Source organism: Collinsella aerofaciens, from assembly GCF_902501475.1.
GTDB classification, from domain to species: domain Bacteria; phylum Actinomycetota; class Coriobacteriia; order Coriobacteriales; family Coriobacteriaceae; genus Collinsella; species Collinsella aerofaciens_AL.
Genome location: NZ_CABWIF010000010.1, coordinates 12,883 through 37,407, shown reverse-complemented (window position 1 = coordinate 37,407; position 24,525 = coordinate 12,883). Strand labels below are relative to the sequence as shown.

Annotated in this window: 33 protein-coding genes; 5 read left to right on the top strand and 28 right to left on the bottom strand. The window is 60.2% G+C overall.

Annotated features, from left to right (window positions below; genetic code table 11):
- Nucleotides 1-2 precede the first annotated feature (2 nt).
- Nucleotides 3-89 (top strand): IS3 family transposase, encoded by an 87-nt coding sequence (locus GDJ93_RS02875; protein ID WP_226812388.1) that lies wholly within the window; start codon nucleotides 3-5, stop codon nucleotides 87-89.
- Between the two features lie 186 nt (nucleotides 90-275).
- On the opposite strand, the gene GDJ93_RS02870 is transcribed toward GDJ93_RS02875, so the two are convergent.
- From GDJ93_RS02870 to yqeB, 23 genes are all read right to left on the bottom strand, one after another.
- Nucleotides 276-713, bottom strand: a complete 438-nt coding sequence (locus GDJ93_RS02870; RefSeq protein WP_006235280.1) for an arginine repressor — start codon at nucleotides 711-713, stop codon at nucleotides 276-278.
- 132 nt (nucleotides 714-845) lie between these two features.
- A complete protein-coding gene (locus GDJ93_RS02865) occupies nucleotides 846-1,844 on the bottom strand; it encodes a glycosyltransferase family 2 protein (RefSeq protein ID WP_147332628.1) in 999 nt (332 codons plus the stop codon).
- A 203-nt stretch (nucleotides 1,845-2,047) separates the two neighbouring features.
- The gene (gene truA, locus GDJ93_RS02860) at nucleotides 2,048-2,872 is read right to left on the bottom strand and encodes a tRNA pseudouridine(38-40) synthase TruA (RefSeq protein ID WP_117769427.1); all 825 of its coding nucleotides are present in this window, start codon (nucleotides 2,870-2,872) and stop codon (nucleotides 2,048-2,050) included.
- A 92-nt stretch (nucleotides 2,873-2,964) separates the two neighbouring features.
- Nucleotides 2,965-3,432 (bottom strand): 50S ribosomal protein L17, encoded by a 468-nt coding sequence (gene rplQ, locus GDJ93_RS02855; RefSeq protein WP_055287451.1) that lies wholly within the window; start codon nucleotides 3,430-3,432, stop codon nucleotides 2,965-2,967.
- Nucleotides 3,433-3,462: 30 nt separating this feature from the next.
- Entirely contained in the window at nucleotides 3,463-4,404 is a 942-nt protein-coding gene (locus GDJ93_RS02850; RefSeq protein WP_006235276.1) for a DNA-directed RNA polymerase subunit alpha, read from the bottom strand.
- A gap of 32 nt (nucleotides 4,405-4,436) precedes the next feature.
- Nucleotides 4,437-5,033: a 30S ribosomal protein S4 gene (gene rpsD, locus GDJ93_RS02845; RefSeq protein ID WP_006235275.1), complete on the bottom strand. Its 597-nt coding sequence runs from the start codon at nucleotides 5,031-5,033 to the stop codon at nucleotides 4,437-4,439.
- Nucleotides 5,034-5,052: 19 nt separating this feature from the next.
- Entirely contained in the window at nucleotides 5,053-5,457 is a 405-nt protein-coding gene (gene rpsK / locus GDJ93_RS02840) for a 30S ribosomal protein S11 (RefSeq protein ID WP_006235274.1), read from the bottom strand.
- Between the two features lie 14 nt (nucleotides 5,458-5,471).
- The gene (gene rpsM, locus GDJ93_RS02835; RefSeq protein ID WP_022094275.1) at nucleotides 5,472-5,846 is read right to left on the bottom strand and encodes a 30S ribosomal protein S13; all 375 of its coding nucleotides are present in this window, start codon (nucleotides 5,844-5,846) and stop codon (nucleotides 5,472-5,474) included.
- A 14-nt stretch (nucleotides 5,847-5,860) separates the two neighbouring features.
- Nucleotides 5,861-5,974: a 50S ribosomal protein L36 gene (gene rpmJ, locus GDJ93_RS02830; RefSeq protein WP_006363204.1), complete on the bottom strand. Its 114-nt coding sequence runs from the start codon at nucleotides 5,972-5,974 to the stop codon at nucleotides 5,861-5,863.
- Between the two features lie 150 nt (nucleotides 5,975-6,124).
- Complete coding sequence (infA, locus tag GDJ93_RS02825; RefSeq protein WP_035137443.1) at nucleotides 6,125-6,343, bottom strand: translation initiation factor IF-1; 219 nt, start codon at nucleotides 6,341-6,343, stop codon at nucleotides 6,125-6,127.
- Between the two features lie 104 nt (nucleotides 6,344-6,447).
- Nucleotides 6,448-7,236 carry a type I methionyl aminopeptidase gene (gene map, locus GDJ93_RS02820; protein WP_006235270.1) on the bottom strand — a complete coding sequence of 263 codons (789 nt, stop codon included), beginning with the start codon at nucleotides 7,234-7,236 and terminating at the stop codon, nucleotides 6,448-6,450.
- Nucleotides 7,233-7,859, bottom strand: a complete 627-nt coding sequence (locus GDJ93_RS02815) for an adenylate kinase (RefSeq protein ID WP_006235269.1) — start codon at nucleotides 7,857-7,859, stop codon at nucleotides 7,233-7,235. Before GDJ93_RS02815 ends, map begins: the two co-directional genes overlap by 4 nt.
- Nucleotides 7,860-7,877: 18 nt before the next feature.
- Complete coding sequence (secY, locus tag GDJ93_RS02810) at nucleotides 7,878-9,164, bottom strand: preprotein translocase subunit SecY (protein WP_055252237.1); 1,287 nt, start codon at nucleotides 9,162-9,164, stop codon at nucleotides 7,878-7,880.
- Nucleotides 9,158-9,607 (bottom strand): 50S ribosomal protein L15, encoded by a 450-nt coding sequence (rplO, locus tag GDJ93_RS02805; protein WP_006235267.1) that lies wholly within the window; start codon nucleotides 9,605-9,607, stop codon nucleotides 9,158-9,160. Before rplO ends, secY begins: the two co-directional genes overlap by 7 nt.
- Before the next feature lie 3 nt (nucleotides 9,608-9,610).
- Nucleotides 9,611-9,793 (bottom strand): 50S ribosomal protein L30, encoded by a 183-nt coding sequence (gene rpmD / locus GDJ93_RS02800; RefSeq protein WP_006235266.1) that lies wholly within the window; start codon nucleotides 9,791-9,793, stop codon nucleotides 9,611-9,613.
- 2 nt (nucleotides 9,794-9,795) lie between these two features.
- Nucleotides 9,796-10,320: a 30S ribosomal protein S5 gene (gene rpsE / locus GDJ93_RS02795; RefSeq protein WP_006235265.1), complete on the bottom strand. Its 525-nt coding sequence runs from the start codon at nucleotides 10,318-10,320 to the stop codon at nucleotides 9,796-9,798.
- A gap of 14 nt (nucleotides 10,321-10,334) precedes the next feature.
- Nucleotides 10,335-10,703 (bottom strand): 50S ribosomal protein L18, encoded by a 369-nt coding sequence (rplR, locus tag GDJ93_RS02790; protein ID WP_006235264.1) that lies wholly within the window; start codon nucleotides 10,701-10,703, stop codon nucleotides 10,335-10,337.
- Between the two features lie 75 nt (nucleotides 10,704-10,778).
- A complete protein-coding gene (gene rplF, locus GDJ93_RS02785; protein WP_006235263.1) occupies nucleotides 10,779-11,315 on the bottom strand; it encodes a 50S ribosomal protein L6 in 537 nt (178 codons plus the stop codon).
- A 33-nt stretch (nucleotides 11,316-11,348) separates the two neighbouring features.
- A complete protein-coding gene (gene rpsH / locus GDJ93_RS02780; protein WP_006235262.1) occupies nucleotides 11,349-11,747 on the bottom strand; it encodes a 30S ribosomal protein S8 in 399 nt (132 codons plus the stop codon).
- Between the two features lie 119 nt (nucleotides 11,748-11,866).
- On the bottom strand, nucleotides 11,867-12,052 hold the full coding sequence (locus tag GDJ93_RS02775; protein ID WP_022094280.1) for a type Z 30S ribosomal protein S14: 186 nt from the start codon (nucleotides 12,050-12,052) through the stop codon (nucleotides 11,867-11,869).
- A gap of 79 nt (nucleotides 12,053-12,131) precedes the next feature.
- A complete protein-coding gene (gene rplE, locus GDJ93_RS02770) occupies nucleotides 12,132-12,689 on the bottom strand; it encodes a 50S ribosomal protein L5 (RefSeq protein ID WP_006235260.1) in 558 nt (185 codons plus the stop codon).
- A 311-nt stretch (nucleotides 12,690-13,000) separates the two neighbouring features.
- On the bottom strand, nucleotides 13,001-14,044 hold the full coding sequence (locus GDJ93_RS02765) for an XdhC family protein (protein WP_152067674.1): 1,044 nt from the start codon (nucleotides 14,042-14,044) through the stop codon (nucleotides 13,001-13,003).
- A gap of 9 nt (nucleotides 14,045-14,053) precedes the next feature.
- Nucleotides 14,054-14,848 carry a selenium-dependent molybdenum cofactor biosynthesis protein YqeB gene (yqeB, locus tag GDJ93_RS02760; RefSeq protein WP_152067673.1) on the bottom strand — a complete coding sequence of 265 codons (795 nt, stop codon included), beginning with the start codon at nucleotides 14,846-14,848 and terminating at the stop codon, nucleotides 14,054-14,056.
- A gap of 102 nt (nucleotides 14,849-14,950) precedes the next feature.
- Between yqeB and yqeC the strand changes: the two genes are divergently transcribed.
- Nucleotides 14,951-15,685 carry a selenium cofactor biosynthesis protein YqeC gene (yqeC, locus tag GDJ93_RS02755; protein WP_152067672.1) on the top strand — a complete coding sequence of 245 codons (735 nt, stop codon included), beginning with the start codon at nucleotides 14,951-14,953 and terminating at the stop codon, nucleotides 15,683-15,685.
- Nucleotides 15,686-15,795: 110 nt separating this feature from the next.
- Here yqeC and hydA read toward each other — a convergent pair whose 3' ends face one another.
- The 5 genes from hydA to dpaL form a co-directional block, all read right to left on the bottom strand.
- Complete coding sequence (hydA, locus tag GDJ93_RS02750; RefSeq protein ID WP_152067671.1) at nucleotides 15,796-17,163, bottom strand: dihydropyrimidinase; 1,368 nt, start codon at nucleotides 17,161-17,163, stop codon at nucleotides 15,796-15,798.
- A gap of 9 nt (nucleotides 17,164-17,172) precedes the next feature.
- Entirely contained in the window at nucleotides 17,173-17,787 is a 615-nt protein-coding gene (locus GDJ93_RS02745) for a nucleotidyltransferase family protein (protein WP_152067670.1), read from the bottom strand.
- Nucleotides 17,788-17,937: 150 nt separating this feature from the next.
- A complete protein-coding gene (ygeW, locus tag GDJ93_RS02740; RefSeq protein WP_055287465.1) occupies nucleotides 17,938-19,140 on the bottom strand; it encodes a knotted carbamoyltransferase YgeW in 1,203 nt (400 codons plus the stop codon).
- A 201-nt stretch (nucleotides 19,141-19,341) separates the two neighbouring features.
- On the bottom strand, nucleotides 19,342-20,727 hold the full coding sequence (locus tag GDJ93_RS02735) for a YgeY family selenium metabolism-linked hydrolase (protein ID WP_055252228.1): 1,386 nt from the start codon (nucleotides 20,725-20,727) through the stop codon (nucleotides 19,342-19,344).
- 74 nt (nucleotides 20,728-20,801) lie between these two features.
- Nucleotides 20,802-22,016 (bottom strand): diaminopropionate ammonia-lyase, encoded by a 1,215-nt coding sequence (gene dpaL, locus GDJ93_RS02730; protein ID WP_118266260.1) that lies wholly within the window; start codon nucleotides 22,014-22,016, stop codon nucleotides 20,802-20,804.
- Nucleotides 22,017-22,293: 277 nt separating this feature from the next.
- Between dpaL and GDJ93_RS02725 the strand changes: the two genes are divergently transcribed.
- From GDJ93_RS02725 to GDJ93_RS02715, 3 genes are all read left to right on the top strand, one after another.
- Complete coding sequence (locus tag GDJ93_RS02725) at nucleotides 22,294-22,947, top strand: helix-turn-helix transcriptional regulator (RefSeq protein ID WP_022094290.1); 654 nt, start codon at nucleotides 22,294-22,296, stop codon at nucleotides 22,945-22,947.
- A 123-nt stretch (nucleotides 22,948-23,070) separates the two neighbouring features.
- Nucleotides 23,071-24,057, top strand: a complete 987-nt coding sequence (locus GDJ93_RS10190) for a hypothetical protein (protein WP_152067669.1) — start codon at nucleotides 23,071-23,073, stop codon at nucleotides 24,055-24,057.
- 158 nt (nucleotides 24,058-24,215) lie between these two features.
- On the top strand, nucleotides 24,216-24,488 hold the full coding sequence (locus GDJ93_RS02715) for a hypothetical protein (protein WP_152067668.1): 273 nt from the start codon (nucleotides 24,216-24,218) through the stop codon (nucleotides 24,486-24,488).
- Nucleotides 24,489-24,525: the final 37 nt, after the last annotated feature.

Genomic DNA, 24,525 nt, shown 5'->3' with positions numbered 1-24,525 from the left:
TCGTGGTCCATTGGAACACGAGGAGGCGCCAGGTTAAACTGAAGGGACTGACCCCGGAGGAGTTCCGGAGACAGTCCCTTGCGGCGTAGTTCTTATTTAAGCCGTCCAAGTTTTGGGGTGCAGTTCATTCAACTGCTCGGGGGCCTTTTAGTTTAAAGCGACCTGGCAGGCGGTCTTTATACCGGCAAACAAAAAAGGGGGTACCGACCCTCGTCGATACCCCCTTACAGGCAACTATGTCAGCGCGCGCAGGGCCGAGCGCACGACCCGCACGCCTACTTGCGAGAATTGCTCAGCTTATTGATCAGCGCCTCGAGACGCTCGCCGTCCTCGGCCGTCTGGGCAATAACCAAAATCGTATCGTTGCCGGCAAGCGAGCCAAGCACATCGGGCAGCTCTGCCGCATCAACAGCGGCGGCGATGCCGGAAGCCGTGCCAGGCTGAGCCTTGATCATAACCAGATTATCGGTGCGCAGAACGCCCGTTACGAGCTCGGAAACCATACGCTGCAGGTGCAGGTCCTCTGCCAGAACATAGATGCCCTCAGGGAGCTTACGCAGCCCCATATCGGCAATATCGCGAGAGACAGTCGCCTGCGTGCAATCAAAGCCCATAGCGCGGAGCTCATCGACCAGCACGCGCTGCGTGCGGACGTCCTTATTGCGCACAATATCTCTAATGGCATCCTGGCGCCCATTGCGTTTTTTAGCCATACAAACCCTCTCTCCAAAAGATGGCGGAGACAATCAATCAGTGATTGAATAGTTTAACGCTATTTGAAGGCTTTTGTGTATAAGAACGCATTTCGAAACAATTCTATGCAAATTTGTTTCGAGATGAGCCGTTTAGGCGGTTTTTGCGCCCGTCCGGTTAAGAAAAGCTGCCAGATGCGTACACATCACGCAGCGCGCGGGCTTGGCGCTGGCGATCGGCCCAAACAACAGACCGAGCCCCCGATGGTTATCCTTGAGCGCGGCGACCATCTGACGGGTTCGAGGCGCCTCGAGCATATCACGCATACGGGCGGAACGCTCGATTGACGACACCCCATGCGGGCTCAGACACAAATTCTCGATGCAGGCGACCAGTCCGGCAAAGTAGAACTTTTGGGTTGCCAGCTTGAGCCGACCACCGCTATCTGCTTCCGAGAGTGAGTCCGTAAGCTCGTCGAGCGCCCGGGTGTCATCGGATACCTTGGCATACATGGTGGGATCAAAGGCATCTGTAAGCTTAGGTGCCGCCGCGTGGAAACAAGCGTCGCCGCATCCGGAGACGCGCTGCGCCCGCGAGAGCGAGCACGCCATAAACCCAACTGTGCGAAACGCCTTGTCGTACAAAAGGCATGCCTCAAACAGCGGACGGCTATACATCACGCCAGAGGTCTGAACGACTAGGCCGCCTAAAATCAACTGGGACAGCCCGGTCACCATCGAAGATTTGCTATCAATGGAAATATGAGCAGCATCCAAGACGCGCGAATGGCGCTCTCGATGTGCATCATAGCGGTCGAGCGACACCGTGGGGAGCACTATGTCTGCCGTAGTATCGCACGCGATATCGACCATCTTGGAAAGAGACTGCGGAGCAAACCACTCATCGGCGTTCATGGCGATGATTTGAGAGCCGCGCGAGGCAGCAAAACCGGCACGAAGACAAGCGCCGCGCTTCGCGTCCTCGACGTCAATCAAATCAATATGGATGTCCCTGTCGGCAGCAACTTGAAGCGAATGGCGCACACCGGGCGCAGCATCGCGGCAGACAACGACAATCTGCAAATCGTAGAGGTCTTGGTTCTGGATACTCTCGAGCGCACGCATCGCATAGCTGGGCGAACCTTCTACCACAAGGATCACCGAAAGTCGCGGATGCGAGCCACGTCGAACCAAGTTATCCGTCCTCTCGACAGCAGTGAATCAAACTGTCGTTCATGGTACACCCCGGCAATAAAAGCAATGAGACACCGGTTGTATTGCACGCCAAGAACAGATGTTGCACACGCGCAGCCCACAGATGACAGGTGCCGACGCACGACGCGCCGAGCCCTCCCCTAGTCGAGCACGACAAGCTCGGCGGGATCGTAATCCACGCCCATAAACGTAAGGCCGCAGGCAGGAGCCGTGGGGCCCGCAGCGGTACGGTCGCAAGCATCGATGACCTCGCGCATCCACTCGGGTTCACGGCGATGCATGCCAATCTCGACAAGCGTGCCCACGATCGTGCGGACCATCGAATGCAGAAACGCATTGCCCTCGATGGTAAACGTCAGGATGTCCTCGCCAAACGCAACCTCATGGCCAAACTCGGCACGCATCACGCAGCGGTGCGTGGGCTTGCCCACGGCAGACGCCACCTTGCAAAAGCTCTTGAAGTCCTGCTCGCCCAGCAGCGCGGGACAGGCCGCAGACATCGCCTCAACATCCAATGGGTAGCGATGCCACCACACCGCACCGCGCGAAAGCACAGGGCGCGCGTCGCGATCGGCAATACGGTACGTATACGTACGGGAACGCGCATCAAAGCGTGCAGAAAAGCCTTTACGGGCCTTGTAGACCTCGTTTATGGCGATATCTTTGGGCAGGAGGGCATCCATAGCCCTCAGCCACCTACGGCGCGTCAAAGCCAACTCAGCGTCCGTTACGGGCACGCTGATAAACTGTGCCACCGCATGCACGCCGGCATCGGTACGTCCCGCACACGTCAGGTCGATCGGACGGCGCAGGAGCGTCTCAATAGCTCGACGTAGCTCACCCGCAACCGTCGTCTGTCCCGGCTGCACGGCAAATCCGCTATACGACGAGCCATCATAGGCCACGCGAAATACGAGCGTGGCGTCAAGCTCGGAAATCGAATTGAAATCAGACGGCGCAGTCATGGGCGCTCCCAACAAACAAGCAACGGTATCGCGACAAAAAAAGAGGGGTACGCGAACGTACCCCTCGAATATAGCCTATGCAGACGGATTGTCTACTCAGCGGTCTCCTCAGCAGGAGCCTCCTCGGCAGCCTCGACCTTCTTGGGAGCAGCGGCCTTCTTGGGGGCCGGAGCAGCCTTCTTAGCCTTAGGCGTGCAAGGCTCGGTGACGAGCTCCATGATAACGATGGGAGCGTTGTCGCCCTTGCGGTTACCGAGCTTCATGATGCGGGTGTAACCGCCGTTGCGGTCCTGCCACATGCCCTGAGCAGCCTTGTCGAAGATCTCGGCAACGAGCTGCTTATCGCCGAGCTTGGCGATAGCCAGACGACGAGAGTGCAGGTCGCCCTTCTTGGCCCAGGTGATGATCGGGTCGACGACCGAACGCAGCGCCTTAGCGCGGGTCTCGGTGGTCTTGATGCGGTCGTTCTCGAAGAGGGCCTTAGCAAGGCTCTTCTTCATGGCCTTGGTGTGGCTCGCATCGGTGCCGAGCTTCAGGCCCTTCTTAACGTTGTGACGCATGGTCTAGTTTCTCCTCAAATATGCGAAGCATTAAGCCTTCAGGCTCAGGCCCATGGACTCAAGCTTGTCCTTCACTTCCTCGATCGACTTAACACCGAAGTTACGGATGTTAAGCAGATCGTTTTCCGAGAACTCAACGAGCTGACGGACCGAGTGAATGCTGGCACGCTTAAGGCAGTTGTAGGAACGGACGGAAAGGTCCAGATCCTCAATCTGCTTGTCCAGCTCGGCGTTGTCGTTGGTGACCTCGGGAGCGAAGATCGAAGCCTCCTCCTCGACCTCGGGGGTCTCGGCAAGGTTCATAAAGGCGGCCATATGCTGGTTGATGATATTGGCAGCCTGGACCACGGCGTCGCGCGGGGCGATGGAGCCGTTGGTCTCGATCTCGAGGACAAGGCGGTCGTAGTCGGTGTGCTGACCGACACGGCAAGCCTCAACGAGCTTGGCGCAACGGGAAACCGGCGAGTACAGCGAGTCGACGTGGATCACACCGATGGGATCGTTGTCGCGCTTGTTGGCCTCGCCAGAAACATAGCCGCGGCCATAGCCGATGCGCATGCTCATGGTGAGATGGCCACCCTCGGTGAGCGTAGCAATGTGCTGCTCGGGGTTGACCAGCTCAAACTCGGACGGAATAAAGAAGTCCGCACCGGTGACCTCGCAGGGGCCGTCAACCGAGATGGTGGCGGTCGCCTCGTCGGTCGTGCCGAGAGCCCTGAAGACAAGACCCTTGACATTCAGGACGATGTCGGTGACATCCTCGACCATGTTAGGGATGGTCATGAACTCGTGCTGCGCACCATCGATCTGAATAGCCTCGACGGCGGCACCCTCGAGCGAGGACAGAAGTACGCGACGGAGGGAGTTACCCAGCGTATCGCCGTAGCCACGCTCGAGCGGCTCGACGGAGACACGAGCAGACGTCTCGTTGATCTCTTCGACCTGAACCTGAGGCCTAATGAATTCTGACATGTATTACCTCCAGCCTCAGCAGCCCGGATGGACTACTTAGAGTAGAGCTCGACGATGAGCTGCTCGTTGATATCACCGCTGATCTGCTCACGCGTCGGCAGAGCGAGCACGTTACCAGACAGCTTCTCGATATCGACCTCGAGCCAGCCAGGGACCTCAAAGCGCTCGGAGGAAATCAGGGCCTCCTTGATGGGGAGGAGGTCACGGAACTTCTCGCCGACAGCGACGACGTCGCCGGCCTTGACGCGGTAGGACGGGATGTCCACGCGCTTGCCGTTCACGGTGAAGTGACCGTGACGGACGGACTGACGAGCCTCTTTGCGGGTGCGGGCGAAGCCAAGACGGAAGACGACGTTGTCGAGGCGAGACTCAAGGATGATCATGAGGTTCTCACCGGTGACGCCGTTCATCTTACGGGCCTTGTTGAAGTAGCCGTGGAACTGCTTCTCCAGAACGCCATAGATGAACTTAACCTTCTGCTTCTCGCGCAGCTGCATGCCGTACTCAGATTCCTTGCGACGGCGCTTGGGCTGACGGATAGATTCCTTCTTGCTGCTGTAACCGAGCTCAGCGGGATCGATCCCGAGCTGACGGCAGCGCTTAAGAACAGGAGTCCTGTCGATTGCCATATTGATACGATCCTTTCAGTTACACGCGGCGACGCTTCTTGGGGCGGCAGCCGTTGTGCGGAATGGGGGTCTTGTCCTGGATGCTCGAGACCTCGAGGCCAGCAGCCTGGAGGGAGCGGATGGCGGTCTCACGACCGGAGCCGGGGCCCTTGACGAAGACGGAAACCTTCTTCATACCGTGCTCCATGGCCTGCTTGGCAGCAGCCTCGGCAGCCATCTGGGCAGCGAACGGCGTGGACTTACGGGAGCCCTTGAAGCCCACCTGGCCAGCCGACTTCCAGGAAATGACGTTGCCCTGGGGATCGGTGATCGAAACGATCGTGTTGTTGAACGTAGAACGAATGTGAGCCTGGCCCACGGAAATGTTCTTACGGTCCGCGCGCTTCAGACGGGCAGCGCGAACGTTCTTCTTAGCAGTAGCCATCTATCTAGCGCTCCTTATTTCTTCTTCTTAGCACCGATCTGACGCTTCGGGCCCTTGCGGGTACGAGCGTTAGTGTGGGTGCGCTGGCCGCGGACCGGGAGGCCCTTGCGGTGACGAAGGCCGCGGTTGCAGCCGATGTCCATAAGGCGCTTGACGTTCTGGTTGCGCTCACGGCGGAGGTCGCCCTCAACCATGATCTGGTTCTTATCGATATAATCGCGGATGGCGTTAACCTCATCCTCGGTGAGGTCCTTAACGCGCGTATCCACGTTAACGTTGCACTCGACGCAGATCTTCGTCGCAGTGGTGCGGCCGATGCCGTAAATGTAGGTCAGACCGATCTCAACGCGCTTCTCACGCGGGAGGTCGACACCATTAATACGGGCCAACGTAGTCTCCTCTCTTAACCCTGACGCTGCTTATGACGGGGGTTCTCGCAAATGACGAGGACCTTGCCATGGCGCCTAATGATTTTGCACTTATCGCACATCTTCTTGACCGAAGGACGTACCTTCATCGTTCTTCCTTTCGGTAGCGCTCAAACTACTTCCCTACTATCTACTCGCCCAGCCGCAGGCGTTTAAAACTATGGCTGGTCTTCACACACAATCCGACCGTAGGTTGAGCTAAGCCTGCAGTCGGAAATGGAGTGCGTGTATGCGTGCCGCTATTTGTAGCGATAGGTGATGCGGCCGCGGGTCAGGTCGTACGGGGAAAGCTCCACGACAACCCTGTCACCGGGGAGAATACGGATGTAATTCATTCGGATCTTGCCAGAAATGTTGCACAGAACCGAATGACCGTTCTCGAGCTCGACCTTAAACATGGCATTGGGCAGCGGTTCCTTTACCGTACCCTCGAGCTCAATTGCGTCTTCCTTCTTCACAAGCAATCATCTTTCTCTAGAAAACGACAGCGATTGAGTATTCTACAACACGTATGTACGCATCGTAATAACTTCGTAATGGCTCCACAACTAAGTGGAACTTGTTACATTTCTCCGCCTTGGAGGGAGCACCAAGCACCTTGGGCATCCGTGGTGAGAATCACCGGACCATCATTGGTAATGGCGACGGTGTTCTCGTAGTGCGCGGCGGGCAGGTGATCGTTGGTCGTAACAATCCAACCGTCGGAGCCCGTGCTCACATGGTTGGAACCCATCGTAACCATCGGCTCGATGGCAATGACCATGCCGGCCTGGAGGCGAACGCCCCTCCCCTTCTTTCCATAGTTAGGAACGTTGGGGTCCTCGTGCATCACGCGGCCAATGCCATGGCCTACATAATCACGAAGCACACCGTAACCGTGAGACTCGGCGAGGGACTGAACGGCATAACCGACGTCCCCGATATGGTTACCGGGAACAGCCTGCTCGATGGCAGCCTTAAGGCAATCGCGCGTGACCTCGCACAAAGCCTTGGCTTCGGGCGTGGGGGTGCCGACGAAAAACGTCCAAGCGTTATCGCCGACCCAACCGTCGACAACGGCTCCCGTATCGATGGAGATGATATCGCCATCGCGCAGGATCATGTCGGGGTTGGGAATACCATGGACCACGGCATCGTTGATCGATGCGCAAATGGTCCCCGGGAACCCACCGTAACCCTTAAAGGCCGGGGTGCCGCCATGCATGCGGATAATCTGCTCCGCGAGCTGATCGAGCTCAAAAGTCGAAACGCCGGGGCGCACCATGGCTCCAACGTGGCGGAGCGCCATCTTAGATAGCGCTCCTGCCTTCTTCATCTGCTCGATTTGCGTTGCAGACTTAATCTTGATCATAGACCGAGAGCCTCTTTGACATCCCCGTACACGGTCTCGCGAGCCTGGTCACCGTTGACCGACTTGAGCAGACCCTGGCCACGATAGTAGTCGACGAGCGGGCTCGTGGACTTCTCGTAGACGTCGAGACGGTTCTTGATGGTCTCAGGCTTGTCGTCGTCGCGCTGATACATCTCGCCACCGCACTTGGGGCAGGTAGCATCGGCAGCGGTGCCGGTGTAACCGCAGGCGCGGCAGGTGCGACGCGAAGACAGGCGATCGATAATGACCTCGGGGGCCACATCGACCAGAAGGGCACAGTCGATCTCGCGACCCATGGCAGAGAGCTCGGAATCGAGCGTCACAGCCTGGGCGGTGTTGCGCGGGAACCCGTCGAGGATGAAGCCCTGCTGGGCGTCATCGGCGGCAAGGCGCTCCTTGACAAGGTCGATCACGAGCTGGTCGGGAACGAGCTCGCCAGCGTCCATGTACTTCTTAGCCTGAATACCAAGCTCGGTGCCACCCTTGACGGCAGCACGCAGCAGGTCGCCCGTGGAAATGTGAGCGACGCCAAACTCGGCGACGAGCTCCTGTGCGACGGTGCCCTTACCGGCACCCGGAGCTCCGAGCAATACGAGGTTCATGAGCAATCCTCCTCTAGCCTATTTAAAGAATCCATCGTAATCATACATCTTGATCTGACCTTCGAGCTTATCGACCGTGTCGAGCACGACGCCGACCATGATGAGGATGGACGTGCCGCCAAATGCCTGGATCAGCTGGTTACCCGTAAAGGAGAAGATGATCGAAGGCACGATGGCGATGAGCGCCAAAAAGACAGCGCTGGGAAGCGTGATCTTGTTGAGCGCGTTCTTGATGTAGGCCGCGGTAGCCCTACCCGGACGGACGCCCGGAATAAAGCCGCCCTGCTTCTTAAGGTTGTCGGCCGTGTCATCGGGGTTGAACACCATGGAGGTGTAGAAGTACGCGAAGAACACGATGAGGACAACGTTAAGCACCCAGTTGAGCCAACCGGTCGAAAGCGCAGAGGCAACTGCCTGGATCCAGCCGATGCCGGGGAAGAACACGGCAATCTGAGCCGGGAAGTACAGCAGCGCCGAAGCGAAGATGATCGGCACGACACCCGCGGTGTTGACCTTGATGGGCAGGTAGGTGGTCTGGCCACCCATCATGCGACGACCCACGACGCGTTTGGCGTAGGAGACCGGGATGCGGCGCTGGCCGCGCTCAAGGAAAACAATCAGCGGGATAACCAGCAGGATGATGGCGCAGATGATCACCATGGTGATGATGCCACCGGCATTGCCCTCGGTGCTGGAGAAGATAGCCTGCGGCAGACCGGCCATGATGTTCGCGAAGATGATCAGCGACATGCCATTGCCGATACCGCGCTGGGTGATGAGCTCACCAATCCACATGATCAGCATGGCGCCCGCGGTGAGCGTACCGACGATCATGAGGTCGAAGATGATCTCGGGAGCGCCGGCGCCATTAAAGCTGATGCCGAAGCTCTTAAAGAGGAAGAGGTAACCCACGGAGTTGAGGATTGCCAGAGCCAGGGTGAGGTAACGCGAATACTGCGTAATCTTGGTCTGACCGACCTCGCCCTCGCGGGCAAGCTCATGCAGGGAAGGCACGACGGCCTGGAGCATCTGGAGGATGATCGAGCTGGTGATGTAAGGCATGATGCCCAGCGAAAACACCGACACATAGCTCAAAGCGCCGCCAGAGAAAAGATTCAGGAGGGCCATAGCACCTGCGGCGACCGAATTGTTATCGGTCGAGAAAAGGCCCAGCATCCCCTGGAAGGGAATGCCGGGCACAGGAACGTGCGCACCAATGCGGTACACGACGAGCATAGCTATGGTAAAAAGAATCTTTTCGCGCAATTCTTTGATGCGGAAAGCATTCTTAAGACCATTTAGCACGGCAGCTCGACCTTTCCGCCGGCGGCCTCGATCTTGGCCTGCGCAGAAGCGCTGACCTTGTCGACCTTGACCGTGAACTTCTTGGTGAGCTCACCATTGCCGAGCACCTTGACGGGCTCGAACTCGCTCTTGGTGATGCGAGCGGCCTTAAGAGCGGCACCGTCGATCACAGCGCCGTCCTCGAACTTACGCTCGAGACGCTCAACGTTAACAGCGGTGTACTCGATACGACGGGGGTTACGGAAGCCCGGAAGCTTGGGCAGGCGCATAGCCAGCGGAGTCTGGCCACCCTCGAAGCCGGCACCCTTGGTGCCGCCAGAGCGGGAACCCTGGCCCTTCTGACCGCGGCCAGAAGTGGTGCCGTGACCCGAAGAATTGCCACGGCCGACGCGCTTGCGGTTCTTGGTGGAACCGGGCGCGGGAGTAAGATCGTGAAGCTGCATTTGCTACTCCTCTACAATCTCGACAAGGTGCTTGACCTTGAAGATCATGCCGCGGACGGACTCGTTGTCAGCAATCTCGCGAACCTCGCGGATCCTGTGGAGACCGAGGGCACGGACAGTACGGACCTGGTCCTGCTTGCAACCGTTGGTGCTGCGGACCTGCTTGATCTTGATGGTGTCAGCCATGCTTAGTTCTCCTTACCGACGAACATCTCGGAGACCGTCAGGCCACGGCGAGCCGCGACGTCCTCAGGGCTGGAGAGCTCCTTGAGGCCCTCGACGGCAGCCTTGATGATGTTGAGGCCGTTGTCGGTACCGAGGGACTTGGACAGGACGTTCTTGATGCCAGCAAGCTCAAAGAGGGGACGCACAGCGCCGCCGGCGATAACGCCGGTACCCTCGACAGCGGGCTTGATGATGATGCGGCCGGCACCAAAGTGGCCGAGAACCTCGTGCGGGATGGTGCCCTGCTCGGTCACCGGCACGTGGAACATGTTCTTCTTGGCATCGAGAGATGCCTTGGAGATGGCCATGGGCACCTCAGCGGACTTGCCCATGCCAACGCCGACGTTGCCCTTGCCGTCGCCAACGACGACGAGAGCGACGAGGCTCATGCGACGACCACCCTTGACGGTCTTCGACACGCGGTTGATGTAAACGACGCGCTCCTCGAACTCGGAGGCCTCGCGCTGCTGCTTCTGATTACGAGCCATGTGCTACATACCTCCTAGAACTCGAGACCGGCGGCACGAGCACCGTCGGCGAGGGCCTTGACGCGGCCATGGTAGATACGGCCACCGCGATCGAAGGCGACCTTGGTGATGCCGGCCTCGATGGCGCGCTTGCCAACGAGCTGACCGACCTTCTCCGCAGCCTCCTTGTTCGAGGTGTGGGTGCCCTTGAACTCGGCCTCGAGGGTCGAGGCAGAGACGAGCGTCAGGCTGGAGCCCTTGCTGTCGTCGATGATCTGGGCATAGATGTTGGCGTTAGTACGGGTCACGCGAAGACGCGGACGCTCGGAGGTACCCGAGACCTTGCCGCGAACACGACGCTGACGACGCTTGAGGCCTTCCAGCTTCGCCTTATGCTTGTTCATACGTAAACTCCTAAAAAGGTTGATCTTGCCAGCACCTGACGGGGTGCTGGTCTTATGCGAGTGAGTCGGTTACGACTACTTGGCGGCCTTACCCAGCTTGCGGCGGATGTGCTCGCCAACGTAGTGGATACCCTTGCCCTTGTAAGGCTCGGGAGGACGATGGCCGCGGATCTCAGCGGCGATCTGACCGACCTGCTGCTTGTTGATACCCTTGACGTTCACGTGGGTGTTGTCGGGAACCTCGAAGGTGATGCCCTCGGGAGCCTCGACGATCACGGGGTGCGAGAAGCCCAGGGAGAACTCGAGGTTCTTGCCCTTCTGCTGCACGCGGTAACCGACGCCGGCGAGCTCGAGCTTCTTCTCGAAGCCCTCGGAAACGCCAACAACCATGTTGTGGATGAGGGCGCGGGTGAGGCCGTGGCGGGCACGGGTCTCACGCTCGTCGTCGGGACGGGAAACGGTGAGGACGTTGTCCTCGACGTTGATAGCGAGCTTCTCAAAGACATCAAGCTCGAGCTGGCCCTTGGGGCCCTTGACGACAACGTTGTTGCCGTTGACTGCCACTTCGACTCCGGCGGGAATCTGGACAGGCTTATTACCGATACGAGACACGGTGATCTCCTTTCCTTCTACCTACCGAGCGAATTACCAGACGTAAGCGATGATCTCGCCGCCGACGTTGTGCTTGCGAGCATCGCGGTCGGTCATGACGCCATGGCTGGTGGAAATAATGGCGGTACCAAGGCCACCGCGGACGCGGGGCATGTCGGCAACGCCGGTGTACTTACGCAGGCCCGGCTTGGAAATGCGGCGGATGCCGTTGATGACCTTAGCCTTCTTGGGACCATACTTAAGCGTGATGTGCAGAGTCTTCTGGGGAACGGTGTCCTCGACATCGTAGCCCTCGATGTAGCCCTCCTCGTGCAGAACACGAGCGATCTCGACGAGCTTCTTGCTGCTCGGCATGGAGACCGTGGCCTTGTTCACAGAGTTAGCGTTACGGATGCGCGTAAGCATATCTGCGATCGGGTCTGTAAGGTTCATACAGATTCTCCTTCGTTCTTGATGAACACGTGCTCTTGGTTCTTCGCCGCCCTTAACGGCAAAGCCTTTTTAGCGCGTTTTCCCTGTTCCAAACTGATGCTTGAAACGCTGGTAGTGACTTACCAGCTGGCCTTCTTAACGCCGGGAAGCTCGCCCTTGAGTGCAAGCTCGCGGAAGCAGACACGGCACAGGCCGAACTTGCGGTACACAGAGTGCGGACGGCCGCAGCGCTGGCAGCGCGTGTACTCACGAGTAGAGAACTTCTGCTTGCGATTGCACTTGACGATCATCGATGTCTTAGCCACTTATATCCTCCTCACATAGAGTATTGTTCGCCCCAAGCGCCGCCCCCTTGTGGGAACGGCGCTTATAGGGCAGGTGAACCTATTTCTTGAACGGGAAACCGAAGGCGTCCAGAAGGGCCTTGGCCTCCTCATCGGTGTTGGCGGTGGTCACGAAAGTGATGTCCATACCGCGCTGGTGATCGACGGAGTCGAAGTCGATCTCGGGGAAGATGAGCTGCTCGGTGACGCCCATGGAGAAGTTACCACGGCCGTCGAAGCTCTTGGCGGAGATGCCGCGGAAGTCGCGGATACGGGGGATCGCGACGGAGGTCAGACGATCGAAGAACTCCCACATACGGTCGCCACGCAGGGTAACCTTGCAGCCGATCGGCATACCAGCGCGCAGGCGGAAGGTAGCGATGGACTTGCGGGCACGGGTGATCATCGGCTGCTGGCCGGTGATGGCGCGCAGGTCGCGCACGGCACCGTCGATGGCCTTGGAATCGGTAGCGGCCTCGCCGACACCCATGTTCACGACGATCTTCTCAAACTTGGGGATCATCATGACGTTCTCGTACTGGAACTTGTCCTGAAGCTGCTGCTTGACCTCGTTGTTGTACTTGGTCTTCAGACGCGGCACATACTTCTCTTCTGCCATTGTTCACTCCTTCTTGGGGTTTTAAGCACGGGGCGTGGCCACGATGGGTTGTCCTCGTGCCTCCTGGCTGCATCCGCGCCGCTCATGGCATTTTGCGGTTTGGACTCGACGCAGCAGGAGCCGACAAAACAATCGGTACTATACGCGCATTGGGTGCGTATTTCCAGAAAAACCTCGTCTGCCTGCACAACTCCACAACTCCCCCGCACAAATGGGCCCCAAAAAGCAGTTGCGGTGAAATAGGGACTGTTTGGCGGCCTAACAGGCTTAAACAGTCCGTATTTCACCGCAACTTATTGGTGGGGATCCGATTAGCGCTTGCGGGGGACGAGTTTGGTGCGGCGCAGGTGGATCATCTCGGCGGCGATGGAGATGGCGATCTCCTCGGGGTCCTCGGCCTCGATGGCAACGCCGATCGGAAGGTGCAGCTCGTCGATCTGGTCCTGCGTAAAGCCTTCCTGCTCCAGGCGGGCGCGCACAAAGGCCGTCTTGCGGCGCGAACCCAGACAGCCCAGGTAGGCAGGCTTGGCACGCATGGCCTGAATCACCACGTCGATATCGGACTTGTGCCCCGCCGTGGCGACGACCACCAGATCGCGCGGGCCGATGGGGCACTGCTTGCTCAGGTTCTTGTAGTCGACCAGACGACGGTCGTAGACACCGGGCACCCAATCGGGGGTCAGCGTGCCGGGGCGGTCGTCGCACGCCACGACGGCAAAGCCCGCCGCCGTGAGCACCCGCGCCGTCGCAGCGCCCACGTGGCCGCAGCCAAAGATGTAGGTCAGGCCCTCGGGGCAGAGCGTCTCGATGTGCGCCGCGGGAATCTCAGAGGCAGCGTTGGTGTAGGTGACGTTACTCCCCTCCTCCACCAGTGAAAGCCCGGGGCAGCCCGCAATGGTATGGCGCGATGCCTCGCCATGGTACTCGGCCACATCGCCCTCGAGCGTGCTCGCGATAAACGGCTCAAAGTCGATGACGAAGTCGCCGATGCGCCGATAGACCAAGACGTCGGCAATTTCCTGGAACAACGGTGCCTGGGTCGCATCCAGATGCAGATAGCACAGGCAAATGGCTCCGCCGCAGATCATGCCGGTATCGGAGTTCTCGCCGCCCATGGTGTAGCGGACCAGACGCGACTGTCCCGCGCTCAGGAGTTCGCGCGCCTCATCCAGCGCAAAGAGCTCGATCTTGCCGCCGCCGATGGTGCCCGCCTGGCTACCGTCGGCAAAGACGGCCATCCAGGCACCCACGCCGCGCGGCGACGACCCCGCCGTGCCGGCCACGACCACGAGCTCGCACGTCTCGCCAGCACGCAGGGCGACAAGCGCCGCATTCACAACATCGAGCTTTTCCATTGCCGCCTTCTATCCTCTAAAGATATCGGTGAGCATAGCGAGCGCCTCGAGCACGCCGCCGCCGACCGACGTCGCCTTGTCCGAAATGTAGTTGATATAGCTGGCATCGCCGCGCGGATCGACGTCGGCACATTTAAAGCCCTCGGTCACCTGAACGCCGTCGGCCAAAAGACCGCGCAAGCAGCCGTCAATCTGCGTGACCATGGGAGTATCGCCCGCGTAGCCAATCACGTCTCCGGCGCGCACGATGTCGCCGATTGCGCGGTCGGACCGAAACACGCCGGCGGCGGGGCTGTGGATAACGCGCTCCTTGCCATAGCCGGCGATAATGCCCGGCACGCCCGTATTGGGCTGGGGCGAACCTTGGGTAATGACACGGCCCAGGAAATGCCCGCGCATGGTTTCGACCACGGCGTCGCAGTCAACCGGCGCGGTGAAGCCCGGTCCCACGGCAATAACGGCAGGCGCCATGTCGCGCGTGGTACCCAGGTTGCGCTTGGCCAGAATCGCGTCGACCACAGCCGCGGGTTTAAGCTCATCGAGCATCTTGGCCTGAGGGTCCACCACGACGGCAACATCCCCCGCTTGGGTAATCTCGAGCGCCTCTGCCGGCGTCTGCGCCAAGCGAGCGCGAATGCCCTCGACCTGGACCTCGCCCAGGCGAATAGCCTCGCAAAAACTGATTGTGCGGCGGATGCACGTGGGAACCGCGATATCGGCCATAACGACCGACACGCCGGCGCGCACCAAGCGAGCGGCGACACCCGTGGCGATATCGCCGGCGCCGCGAACATAAACGAGCATTCCCGGGGCACCTCCCTGTGCTACGGTTTGAGCAGAGCAAAAGCGGTTCGACCGCTACTCTGATGATTATTTATTATCACAGTATTATACGGCGGTGAACAGATGGAAACGGTTAGCGGCAATCTTGCCTCGGCGCTCAGGATCGAGCCGGGCATTACCGCGATTATCGGCAGCGGCGGCAAGTCGACGTTGCTCAAAACGCTGGGTCTTGAGCTCATGCGCGCTGGCGGCCGCGTGCTCCTCTGCACCACCACGCATATGCTTCCCGTTGCCGGCGTGCCATGGGACGGGTCGAATCGTCGCCTGGACGCCGCGCCTTGGAAGCCAGGTGCCCCACACGCCCCAGGCTGCACCTGCGAGGCCTGCGCGGGACTTGCACGCGGAGGCATCTGCCAGGCAGGCATCTTGGACCCGGAGACAGGCAAGCTCTCCGCCCCCGCCGAGCCACTCGGCGAGCTGGCACAGCGCTTTGACTATGTGTTGGCCGAGGCAGACGGTAGCAAGCGACTCCCGCTCAAGGCGCATGCCGCCTGGGAGCCGGTAATTCCCGCCGCCACGGCAAACGTTGTCTGGGTCGTCGGCGCCTCGGGACTGGGCAAACCCGTCGCCGAGGTTGTCCACCGCCCCGAGCTCTTTTGCGAGCGTTGCGGCTGCGAGCCCACCGACACTGCCACCCCAGAGAGCGTCGCCATGGTGCTCAATGCCGAGCTGCGGATGCTGAACCTCAACAATGCCCGCATCATGCTCAACCAAGTCGACACGCTCAGCGACCCCACGATGGCCGACCGCCTCGAGGCAGCCCTCGGCCGCCCCATCGTCGCCACCAGCCTCAAGTAGCCGGCCCCATCTCGTCAGTTGCGGTGAAATACGGACTGTTTGGCCGCCAAACGGCCGCAAACAGTCCGTATTTCACCGCAACTGCGGAGGGGAATCCGGTGATCTTCCTGTTAGCGGGGGACGTAGCGGCCGGGTTGGGCTCCGGTGGGCTCGCCATCGCGCGCCACCAGCACGCCGTTCACAAACACAGCCTTGGCGCGGCCATGTGCCTCAAAACCCTCGAGCGGCGTGTAGTCCACAGCCTGATGCTGCGTCGCGGCACTGATCGTCCAGCGCGCCTTGGGATCCCACACGCACACATCGGCATCGGCACCCTCGGCAAGACAGCCCTTGCGCGGATACATGCCAAAAACGCGCGCCGGGTTCTCGCTCATCAAGCGGCACAGATCCTCGGGGCCCAGCTGGCCCTCAAAGCTCGTGGCAATCGCGACGGGACGATGTTCCACGCCGGGCCCGCCGTTGGGAATCGCGCGGAAATCGTCGCGCCCGCGGTCCTTTTGCCCGTGCAGGTTAAAGCTGCAATGATCGGTCGCAATCGTATCGATCTCGCCGGCCACAAGCGCCTCGCGTAGCGCGGCACGGTCACCGGCATGGCGCAGCGGCGGGCTCATCACGTACTTGGCGCCCGCAAAGCCGTCCTCGCCCTGCTCCAAGTAGCAAGTATCGTCGAGCATCAGATACTGAGGGCAGGTCTCGACATAGATGTTCTTCTGCCCGCGCGCTTTGGCAGCGCGAATGGCCTCGAGCCCCAGCTTGGTCGAAAGGTGCACCACGTTGACCGGAGCGTCCCCGGCCAGGTGCGCCAGATACAGCAGGCGGCTCACGGCCTCGCCCTCGCACACGTCCGGACGGCTGAGCGCATGCCCCTCGGGCCCATGAATCCCCTGCTCGTACACGCGCTTCTGCAGCTCATTCACCAGCGTACCGTTCTCACAATGCACGCACAGTATGCCGCCAATACGCTTGAGCTCCTCGAGCACCTCGAGCGTCTCGGCATCGTCCAGGCGCAAATGATCGTAGGCAAAGTAGGTCTTAAACGACGATACGCCCGCCTCGCGCATAGCCGAAAGATCGGCGCGGTTGCGCTCATTCCACTCGGCGAGTGCCATATGAAAGGCGTAGTTGGCGGTGCAGGTGCCGTCGGCGCGATGATACCACTCGACCAAGGCATCGGGCATGGTCACGCCGCGATCGGCCGTCGCGTAGTCCACAATGGTCGTCGTGCCGCCGCAGGCAGCCGCGCGCGTGCCGGTCTCAAAGCTATCGGCCGTCCAATCCATGCCGGTCCAGCACTGCATGTGCGTGTGGCCGTCGATAAAGCCAGGGAATACCCAGCAGCCCGCGGCGTCCTCGACGGTATCGCCCTCGCCCGGCTCAATCGCCGCGGCGATCCGCACGATCCTATCGCCCTCCATGGCAAGATCGGCGCGGCGAAGCCCCTGTGGCGTCACGAGCGCGCCGTTTTTGATGATGATCATAATTGCTCCTTATTGATTGATGCAGTTGGCCACGCGATCAAAATACGAGCAGGCGGCAATATGCTCCGTTATGCGTCGCTGTCCCTTGACGGTATCGACGTCCCACAGCTCGTAGGCACGCGCCTCGACCAGCGCAACGTCGACGCGACCTTTGAGAATCGAGCCCCCGCCGTCCTTGCCCTCAAGACACATAAGTGCATCGAACAGTTCCGCCGGAAAGAGCACCGGGCTCGAAGGCTCACCGTTGCACGCAAGACGCACCGGATGTTTGCGGCCACGCTCGTCAAATGCACGAACCATAGCCTCAAAAGAATCCGAACTCACGAGCGGCTGGTCGCCCGGCAAAAAGAGGCATCCTTTCCAGTCGCGTTCGACTCCCCACGAAAGGCCCGCACGGACACTTTCGCTGCGCAGCTCGCCATCGTTCAGCACGCACGGGCAATGCTTGTCCTCGCAAATCTGAGCGACCTCGGGCCAACGCGTCGAAACCACGACGTCAAAGCCCCGGGGAACCGAATCGATGGTCCGAGCAATCAGCGGCTCGCCATAGATATCGGCAAGCATCTTGTTGGAGCCAAACCGCTTGCCCTCGCCCGAAGCCATAATGACGCATCCAAGTTTCATGGTGATACCTCCCCTGAAACCATCGTACCCATAACTCGCGCCGCGGGCATCCACATCGAAAGCGCTTATCCCACACGCCCGCGATGCAAAAAAGGGGCACCCCGCCGGTTGGCAGAGCGCCCCCTTTACATGGCTTACCTCAACCCGGCTTTAGGCCTGGAGCCAACGGGCGGTGTTGCGCTCGTCGAGGGCCTTGAGGGTAGCGGCGGGATCGGCAACCTTCTGCAGGAACATCATGGCTGCGATGGCGTACGGCTTGTAGCTGGCCTCCTTGTACATGCCCACGCGGTGCATGTCGAAGACGTCGGCGTTGACCTCGCCGTGCTCGCAGGAGACACCGGAGATGTCGGCGGGCAGCGGGTGCATAAAGATGGTGTCCTGGCCGTTGGCGGTCTTCTCCATGAGCTCGGTCGTGGAGCACCAATCCTGATGGGTGGCGTTCTGGGCGAGCAGCTCCTTCTCGAGCGCAGCGATGCCGGCGTCGTCGCCCTCGGCGTACAGGTTGGTACGCTTCTCCATGGCGGCAAACGGAGCCCAGCTCTTGGGGATCACGATGTCGGCGCCCTCGAAAGCCTCGGCCATGGTGTTGACCTGTTTAAAGGTGGTGCCGGACTCGGCGGCATAGCCCTTGGCGCGCTCGACGACCTCGGGCATGAGGTCGTAGCCCTCGGGGTGGGCCAGGGTGACGTCCATGCCAAAGCGGGGCAGCAGGCTGATCAGCGACTGCGGGCAGGACAGCGGCTTGCCGTAAGAGGGCGAGTAGGCCCAGGTGACGGCAACCTTCTTGCCCTTGAGGTTCTCGAGGCCGCCAAACTCGTTGATGAGGTAGAGCATGTCGGCAGAGGACTGCGTGGGGTGGTCGGAATCGGACTGCAGGGAGATGAGTGTGGGACGGTGATCCAGAACGCCGTCCTCGTAGGCCTGCTGGACAGACTCGGAGACCTCGGCCATGTAGGCATCGCCCTTGCCGATGTACATGTCATCGCGGATGCCGATGACGTCGGCCATGAAGGAGATCATGGTAGCGGTCTCGCGGACGGTCTCGCCGTGGGCGATCTGGGACTTCTTCTCGTCCAGGTCCTGCAGCTCAAGGCCGAGCAGGTTGGCGGCCTTAGAGAAGGAGAAGCGCGTACGGGTGGAGTTGTCGCGGAACAGGGAGACGGCCAGGCCCGAGTCGAAGATCTTGGACGAAACGTTGTTCTCACGCAGCTCGCGCAGGGCGTCGGCGACGATGTAGAGCGCCTTGAGCTCGTCGGTGGTCTTGTCCCAAGTGTGCAGGAAGTCGCTACCGTACATACCCTTAAAGTCGAGGCCGTTCAGCTGCTCGACGAGCTCGGTAAACTTAGCGTCCATGGAAATGTCCTTTCTAAAGATGAAACGATCGCAATGAGTAGATGCGCTCCGGCATGCGCGTGTGGCTAGAACATGCAGAGCACCATGACGAGGACCCGCCACCGTTGAGGAAGCATGGGAGATAACGACCGCGGGCCCCAAGTCAACAGGGGGTGCCGGGGACACGAGCAGCCCCCGGCTCAACAAAATCGAGGAATGGGACTAATCGATCTTGTTGTTGGTCAGACCGGCACGGAACACGGTGGCGTCGCCATCGGCCTGGCTCGGATCGTAGAGGTTCAGGGCAGCCACGTACATGGCGGCAGCGGTGACCAGGTCGTCCTTGTAGGTGACCTCGTTGGGAGCGTGAGCCTGAGACTCGGCACCCGGGCCAAAGCCCACGCAGGGGATGCCGTAGCGGCCCTGGATGGAGACGCAGTTCGTGGAGAAGGTCCACTTGTCGCACAGCGGGCGACCGGTGCGCTTGTCCATGCTGGGCTCGCAGCCGATGCGCTCGTCACCAAACATGGCCTTGTGGGCGTCGACGAGGGCCTTGACGTGCGGAGCGGTCTCCTTGTTGATCCACGTGGGGAAGTAAGCCTCGGTCTCGTAGACCTCGCCGGTCCAGGACGGACGGTCGTACATGTACATGGAGACCTTCACGTCGTCGCCGTACTTCTTGGCGGCCGGCAGGTTGCGGATCTCGTCCAGGCAGGACTCCCAGGTCTCGCCGGCGGTCATGCGACGGTCGATGGAGATGGCGCAGGAATCAGCCACGGCGCAACGGCTGGGGCTGGTGTAGAAGATCTGGCTGACGGTGCAGGTGCCGCGGCCCAGGAAGCGGGCATCCTCGAAGTGCTCGGGATTGTACTTGGGGTCGAGCATCTTGACGAGACCCTTGATGTCGGTCGACTCGTCGCAGCCGTTGTTGTTGAGGGCGCGGACGTCGGCGATGATGTCGGCCATCTTGTAGATGGCGTTGTCGCCGCGGTCGGGAGCGGAGCCGTGGCAGGAGGTGCCGTGAACGTCGACGCGGATCTCCATGCGGCCGCGGTGACCGCGATAGATGCCGCCGTCGGTGGGCTCGGTGGAAATGACGAACTCGGGCTTAATGCCGTCCTTGTTGTAGATGTACTGCCAGCACATGCCGTCGCAGTCCTCTTCCTGGACGGTGCCGACGACCATGATCTTGTAGCCTTCGGGGATGAGGCCCATGTCCTTCATCATCTTGGCAGCGTAGGTAGCAGAAGCCATGCCGCCCTCCTGGTCGGAGCCGCCGCGGCCGTAGATGATCTCGTCGGTCTCGTAGCCCTCATAAGGATCGGCGTCCCAGTTCTCGATGTTGCCGATGCCGACGGTGTCGATGTGGGAGTCGATGGCGATGATCTTGTCGCCCTCGCCCATAAAGCCCATGACATTGCCCAGGCCGTCGACCTTGACCTCGTCATAGCCAAGGCTCTCCATCTCGGCCTTGATGCAGGCGACAACCTCACCCTCCTCGCAGGACTCAGAGGGGTGGCTAATCATTGCGCGAAGAAAACGCGTCATATCAGCACGATGAGACTCCGCAGCAGCCTTGATTGCGTCGAAATCGAGTTCTTTAGCCATTGTTCATAACCTTTCAAACGAAGTAATCTACCTGTGAGGTGGCGGAGCGATACCTATTTACTCCGCCCCAACGATTAGCAAGTGGGATATTCGCCTTCCCAAACAATGCGGCGATACTGGTCGGGGTCGGTGTCGCCCTCGGTGGAGAAGCAGAGCACGGAGCTCGTCTTGTCCAGGCCGATGAGCTCCTTGAGCTCGGCGTACTCGGGATCGAGCATGAGGGTCTCGACCAGGCCGGTGGTCACAGCGCCGGACTCGCCGGAGATGACGCGCGGGTCGCCCTTCTCGGGAGCGCCCAGGGTGCGCATGCCGCGAGCGGTGACCCAGTCGGGGCAGGACACGAAGGCGGTGGCGTGGTTGCGCAGGATATCCCAACCCAGGATGTTGGGCTCGCCGCAGCACAGACCGGCCATGATGGAGGGCATGTCACCGTCCACGATGCGCGGATCGCCGTCGCCGGCGGCAGCGCCCTTGTACAGGCAGGCGGCAGGCGCGCACTCAACCACGACGAAGGTGGGCGGGTTATCGGGATACAGGTTGGTGAAGTAGCCCACCACGGCACCGGCCAGCGAGCCCACGCCAGCCTGGACAAACACGTGCGTCGGGCGGTTGATGGCCATCTCGCGCAGCTGCTCGGCAGCCTCGGAAGCCATGGTGCCGTAACCCTCCATGATCCAGGACGGGATCTTCTCGTAGCCCTCCCAGGCGGTGTCCTGAACGATGACGCCACGCTCGCAGGCGTCAGCCTCGGCGGCGGCCATGCGCACGCACTCGTCGTAGTTGACCTCTTCGATGGTCACCGTGGCGCCCTCGGCGGCGATGTTATCAAAGCGGGGCTTGGTAGAACCCTTGGGCATGTGCACGACGGCCTTCTGGCCCAGCTTGTTGGCAGCCCATGCCACGCCGCGGCCATGGTTGCCGTCGGTGGCGGTAAAGAAGGTAGCCTGGCCAAAGTCCTTGGCCAGCTGATCGGAAGTCAGGTAATCGAAGGTGCACTCGGCAACGTCCTTGCCGGTCTCGTCGGCAATGTAGTTGGCCATGGCAAACGAGCCGCCCAGGACCTTAAAGGCGTTGAGGCCAAAGCGATAGCTCTCGTCCTTAACGCACAGGTTGGACAGACCCAGGCGCGCAGCCTGGCCGTCCAGGCGGGCAAGCGGAGTGACGGTGTACTGGGGGAACGACTGGTGGAAGGCGCGGGCCTTCTTCACGTGGTCGAGACTCATGATTCCCAAGTGCTTGTCATCGCTCTTGGGCATCGTGTTGCCCGCCCACTGGATCTTATCGGCCATACGGTGAACTCCTTAAGTCCTCTCTTGCCGGCCCCCGCATACGCGTTTCAGCCCGATCCCATTCACACGGCTGAACTTTTATGTGGATGCCAAACAAAAAGTTTGTTAGTAATGTTCTATCACACTTTTTGATTGGCATACCTAACGAATTGTTTGTTGCCGTAATCGGTACTTATTCGCCGCCGAACGGTCATGAATTGCCTTGTTGATGGATTTGTTTGCGGTCAAGTGTGGTTTATGGCAAAGTGTGCCCAAACTAATTTTTAGGAAGGCACCCATGACCCCCGCACAGATTGAGTTTTACAAGCGCCTCGCACACGGTCTGGCGCTCCAATTTGGCCCCAACTGCGAAGTCGTCGTCCACGATCTGGAGACCGAGGACGTGGACCACTCCATCGTAGTGATCGAAAACGGCCACGTCAGCGGGCGCAAACTGGGTGACGGCCCCAGCCATATTGTGTTTGAGTCCATGCACGAGGGCACCACCGACGTGCACGACCGCGAGCCATACCTCACCAAAACCACCGATGGCAAGCTGCTCAAGTCCTCGACCATCTTTATCCGCAACGACGAGGGCAAGCCCGTCGGCATTTTGGGCATCAACTTTGACATTACGCTTATGAAGGCTTTTGAGCGTTCGCTCGACGCCTTTACCGGCACCGGCGGCACGGGCTATACCGAGCCCGAGCCCATTACCAAGAACATCGGCGACCTGCTCGAGGACCTGCTGCACGAGTGCGAGCAGTTTGTGGGCAAGCCCGCGGCACTCATGACCAAAGACGAGCGCATTCGTGCCATTGGCTACCTCGACCGTCGCGGCGCCTTCCTCATTTCCAAGTCGAGCGAGCGCGCCTGCGAGTTCTTTGGCATCTCAAAGTACAGCTTCTATAGCTACCTCAATGAGGCCAAGGCGGCGGCCGGCGACAAGTAAGCGCTCGCCTGGATTGCCCCTCCCCTTTTGGGCGCGAGTTCTGGAAAGCACGAATCCAAGACCGAGCAGCTTGGGAAGTTCCATATAATCGATGTCATTAGTATTTCGAAAGGATGGAACAGAATGGCGTTGAGCAAGGCATCATGCACCGGTCGTGGATTGATTCCGGCAATTGGTGGACATGTGCACCGCATGTTCGATGAGGGTGAAGACGACCTGTTTTCGCTGAGCCTTGACGACGTGATGGATGATCGCCCGTGGACCGCCGACGAACTCATGGGCGGCGGGGCTCGCCCGTCAAGCCCCGATCCCGCACTTGCGCCTAAGCCCGTATCTGCGCCGACTCCTGCGCAGTCGCCTGTTTCGACGCCCGCGCCTACGCTCGCACCCACTTCGGCGCCCACGCCCGCTCCCCGCCCCGCAAGCGACCCGTCCGAGACGGCGGCATTTCTCGCTGCAGCGACGCAGGGCAAATCGGCCGACAGCACCGTTATGTACAGCGCCCAGCAGTTGCCTGTTCCTGCGGCACGCAAGCCTCCGGTCGCAAGGCTCGATGAGCCCGTTGCCCGTCAGGTTGCCTACGATTCCTGGGCTGCAGCCGATCTGGATGAGACCTCTACCGGCATGCCGGCGCTCGATGTTCCAGTTAACCCGCTTTTTGCCGCCAACACGAGCGCCACGGACTATGAGGGCGGTGCGGCATATTCCGATTATTCCGATGGCTATGCTGGCAACGGTCGCATCGAGACAGAGGATTATGGCACCGCATCGAGCGATTATCTCAACGATCCGTACGCTGCCACGCCTGCACCGGAATATGACCCGGAGGCCGCGTCCGCACCGGCGTATACCAAAAGCACGGGCGAAGAGCGCTTCGCCGATTATTACGCCGAGGAAAAGGCGCTGCGTTTCTCGGAATTTCCGCAGGCAGTCAGGGTTGCCTTTATCGCCATTGTCATCGCCCTGCTCGGCGTCATTGCGTTTGAGGGATTCCAGCTGTTCTCCGGCCCCACCCAAGCGGAGTCGGAGACCCAGCAAAAAGAGGACGATAACCAGTACCTGGACATCAACACCCTCAAGGGCGACCCCAACGACGAGGACGACGAGTAGCGAGGGCTGAAGGCGACCACAGGATCCCGCATCCAGCATCGGCTTCTAAGTGCTGTTTTGTCATCCAACTACACTTTTCCGAAGTTTTAAGGTGCCTATTTCGACACTTTTCCGGATTTTATACTCTGTCCCTCCAGATGCGCTTTACGGTGCAGGCGTTGGAAGAAGGGCCATGTGCCGCTGGCGGCCCACATGTTCTGCAGATCAAGCTGCTCGGAGACGGCTCGCGCGAGCCGTCCAGCTGGAAGCTCTTTGCCGACGGTGCGTGCGTTGCGGACGGATCCGGCGCCTTCGCCCGCGAGTGCTTCTACGAGGGGGCCGAAGTGTTCTTGGACCTGTGCCGTGACACCGTGCGCGCGGCCGAGCTGCGCCAGTGGAGCCAGAGAGAGTACGAGCTGCTGAGTGCGGCCCGCAGGATCGTAAGGGTGTAGACGGGCGGACGAGCCATCGACGATTTTGAGCTGGCAA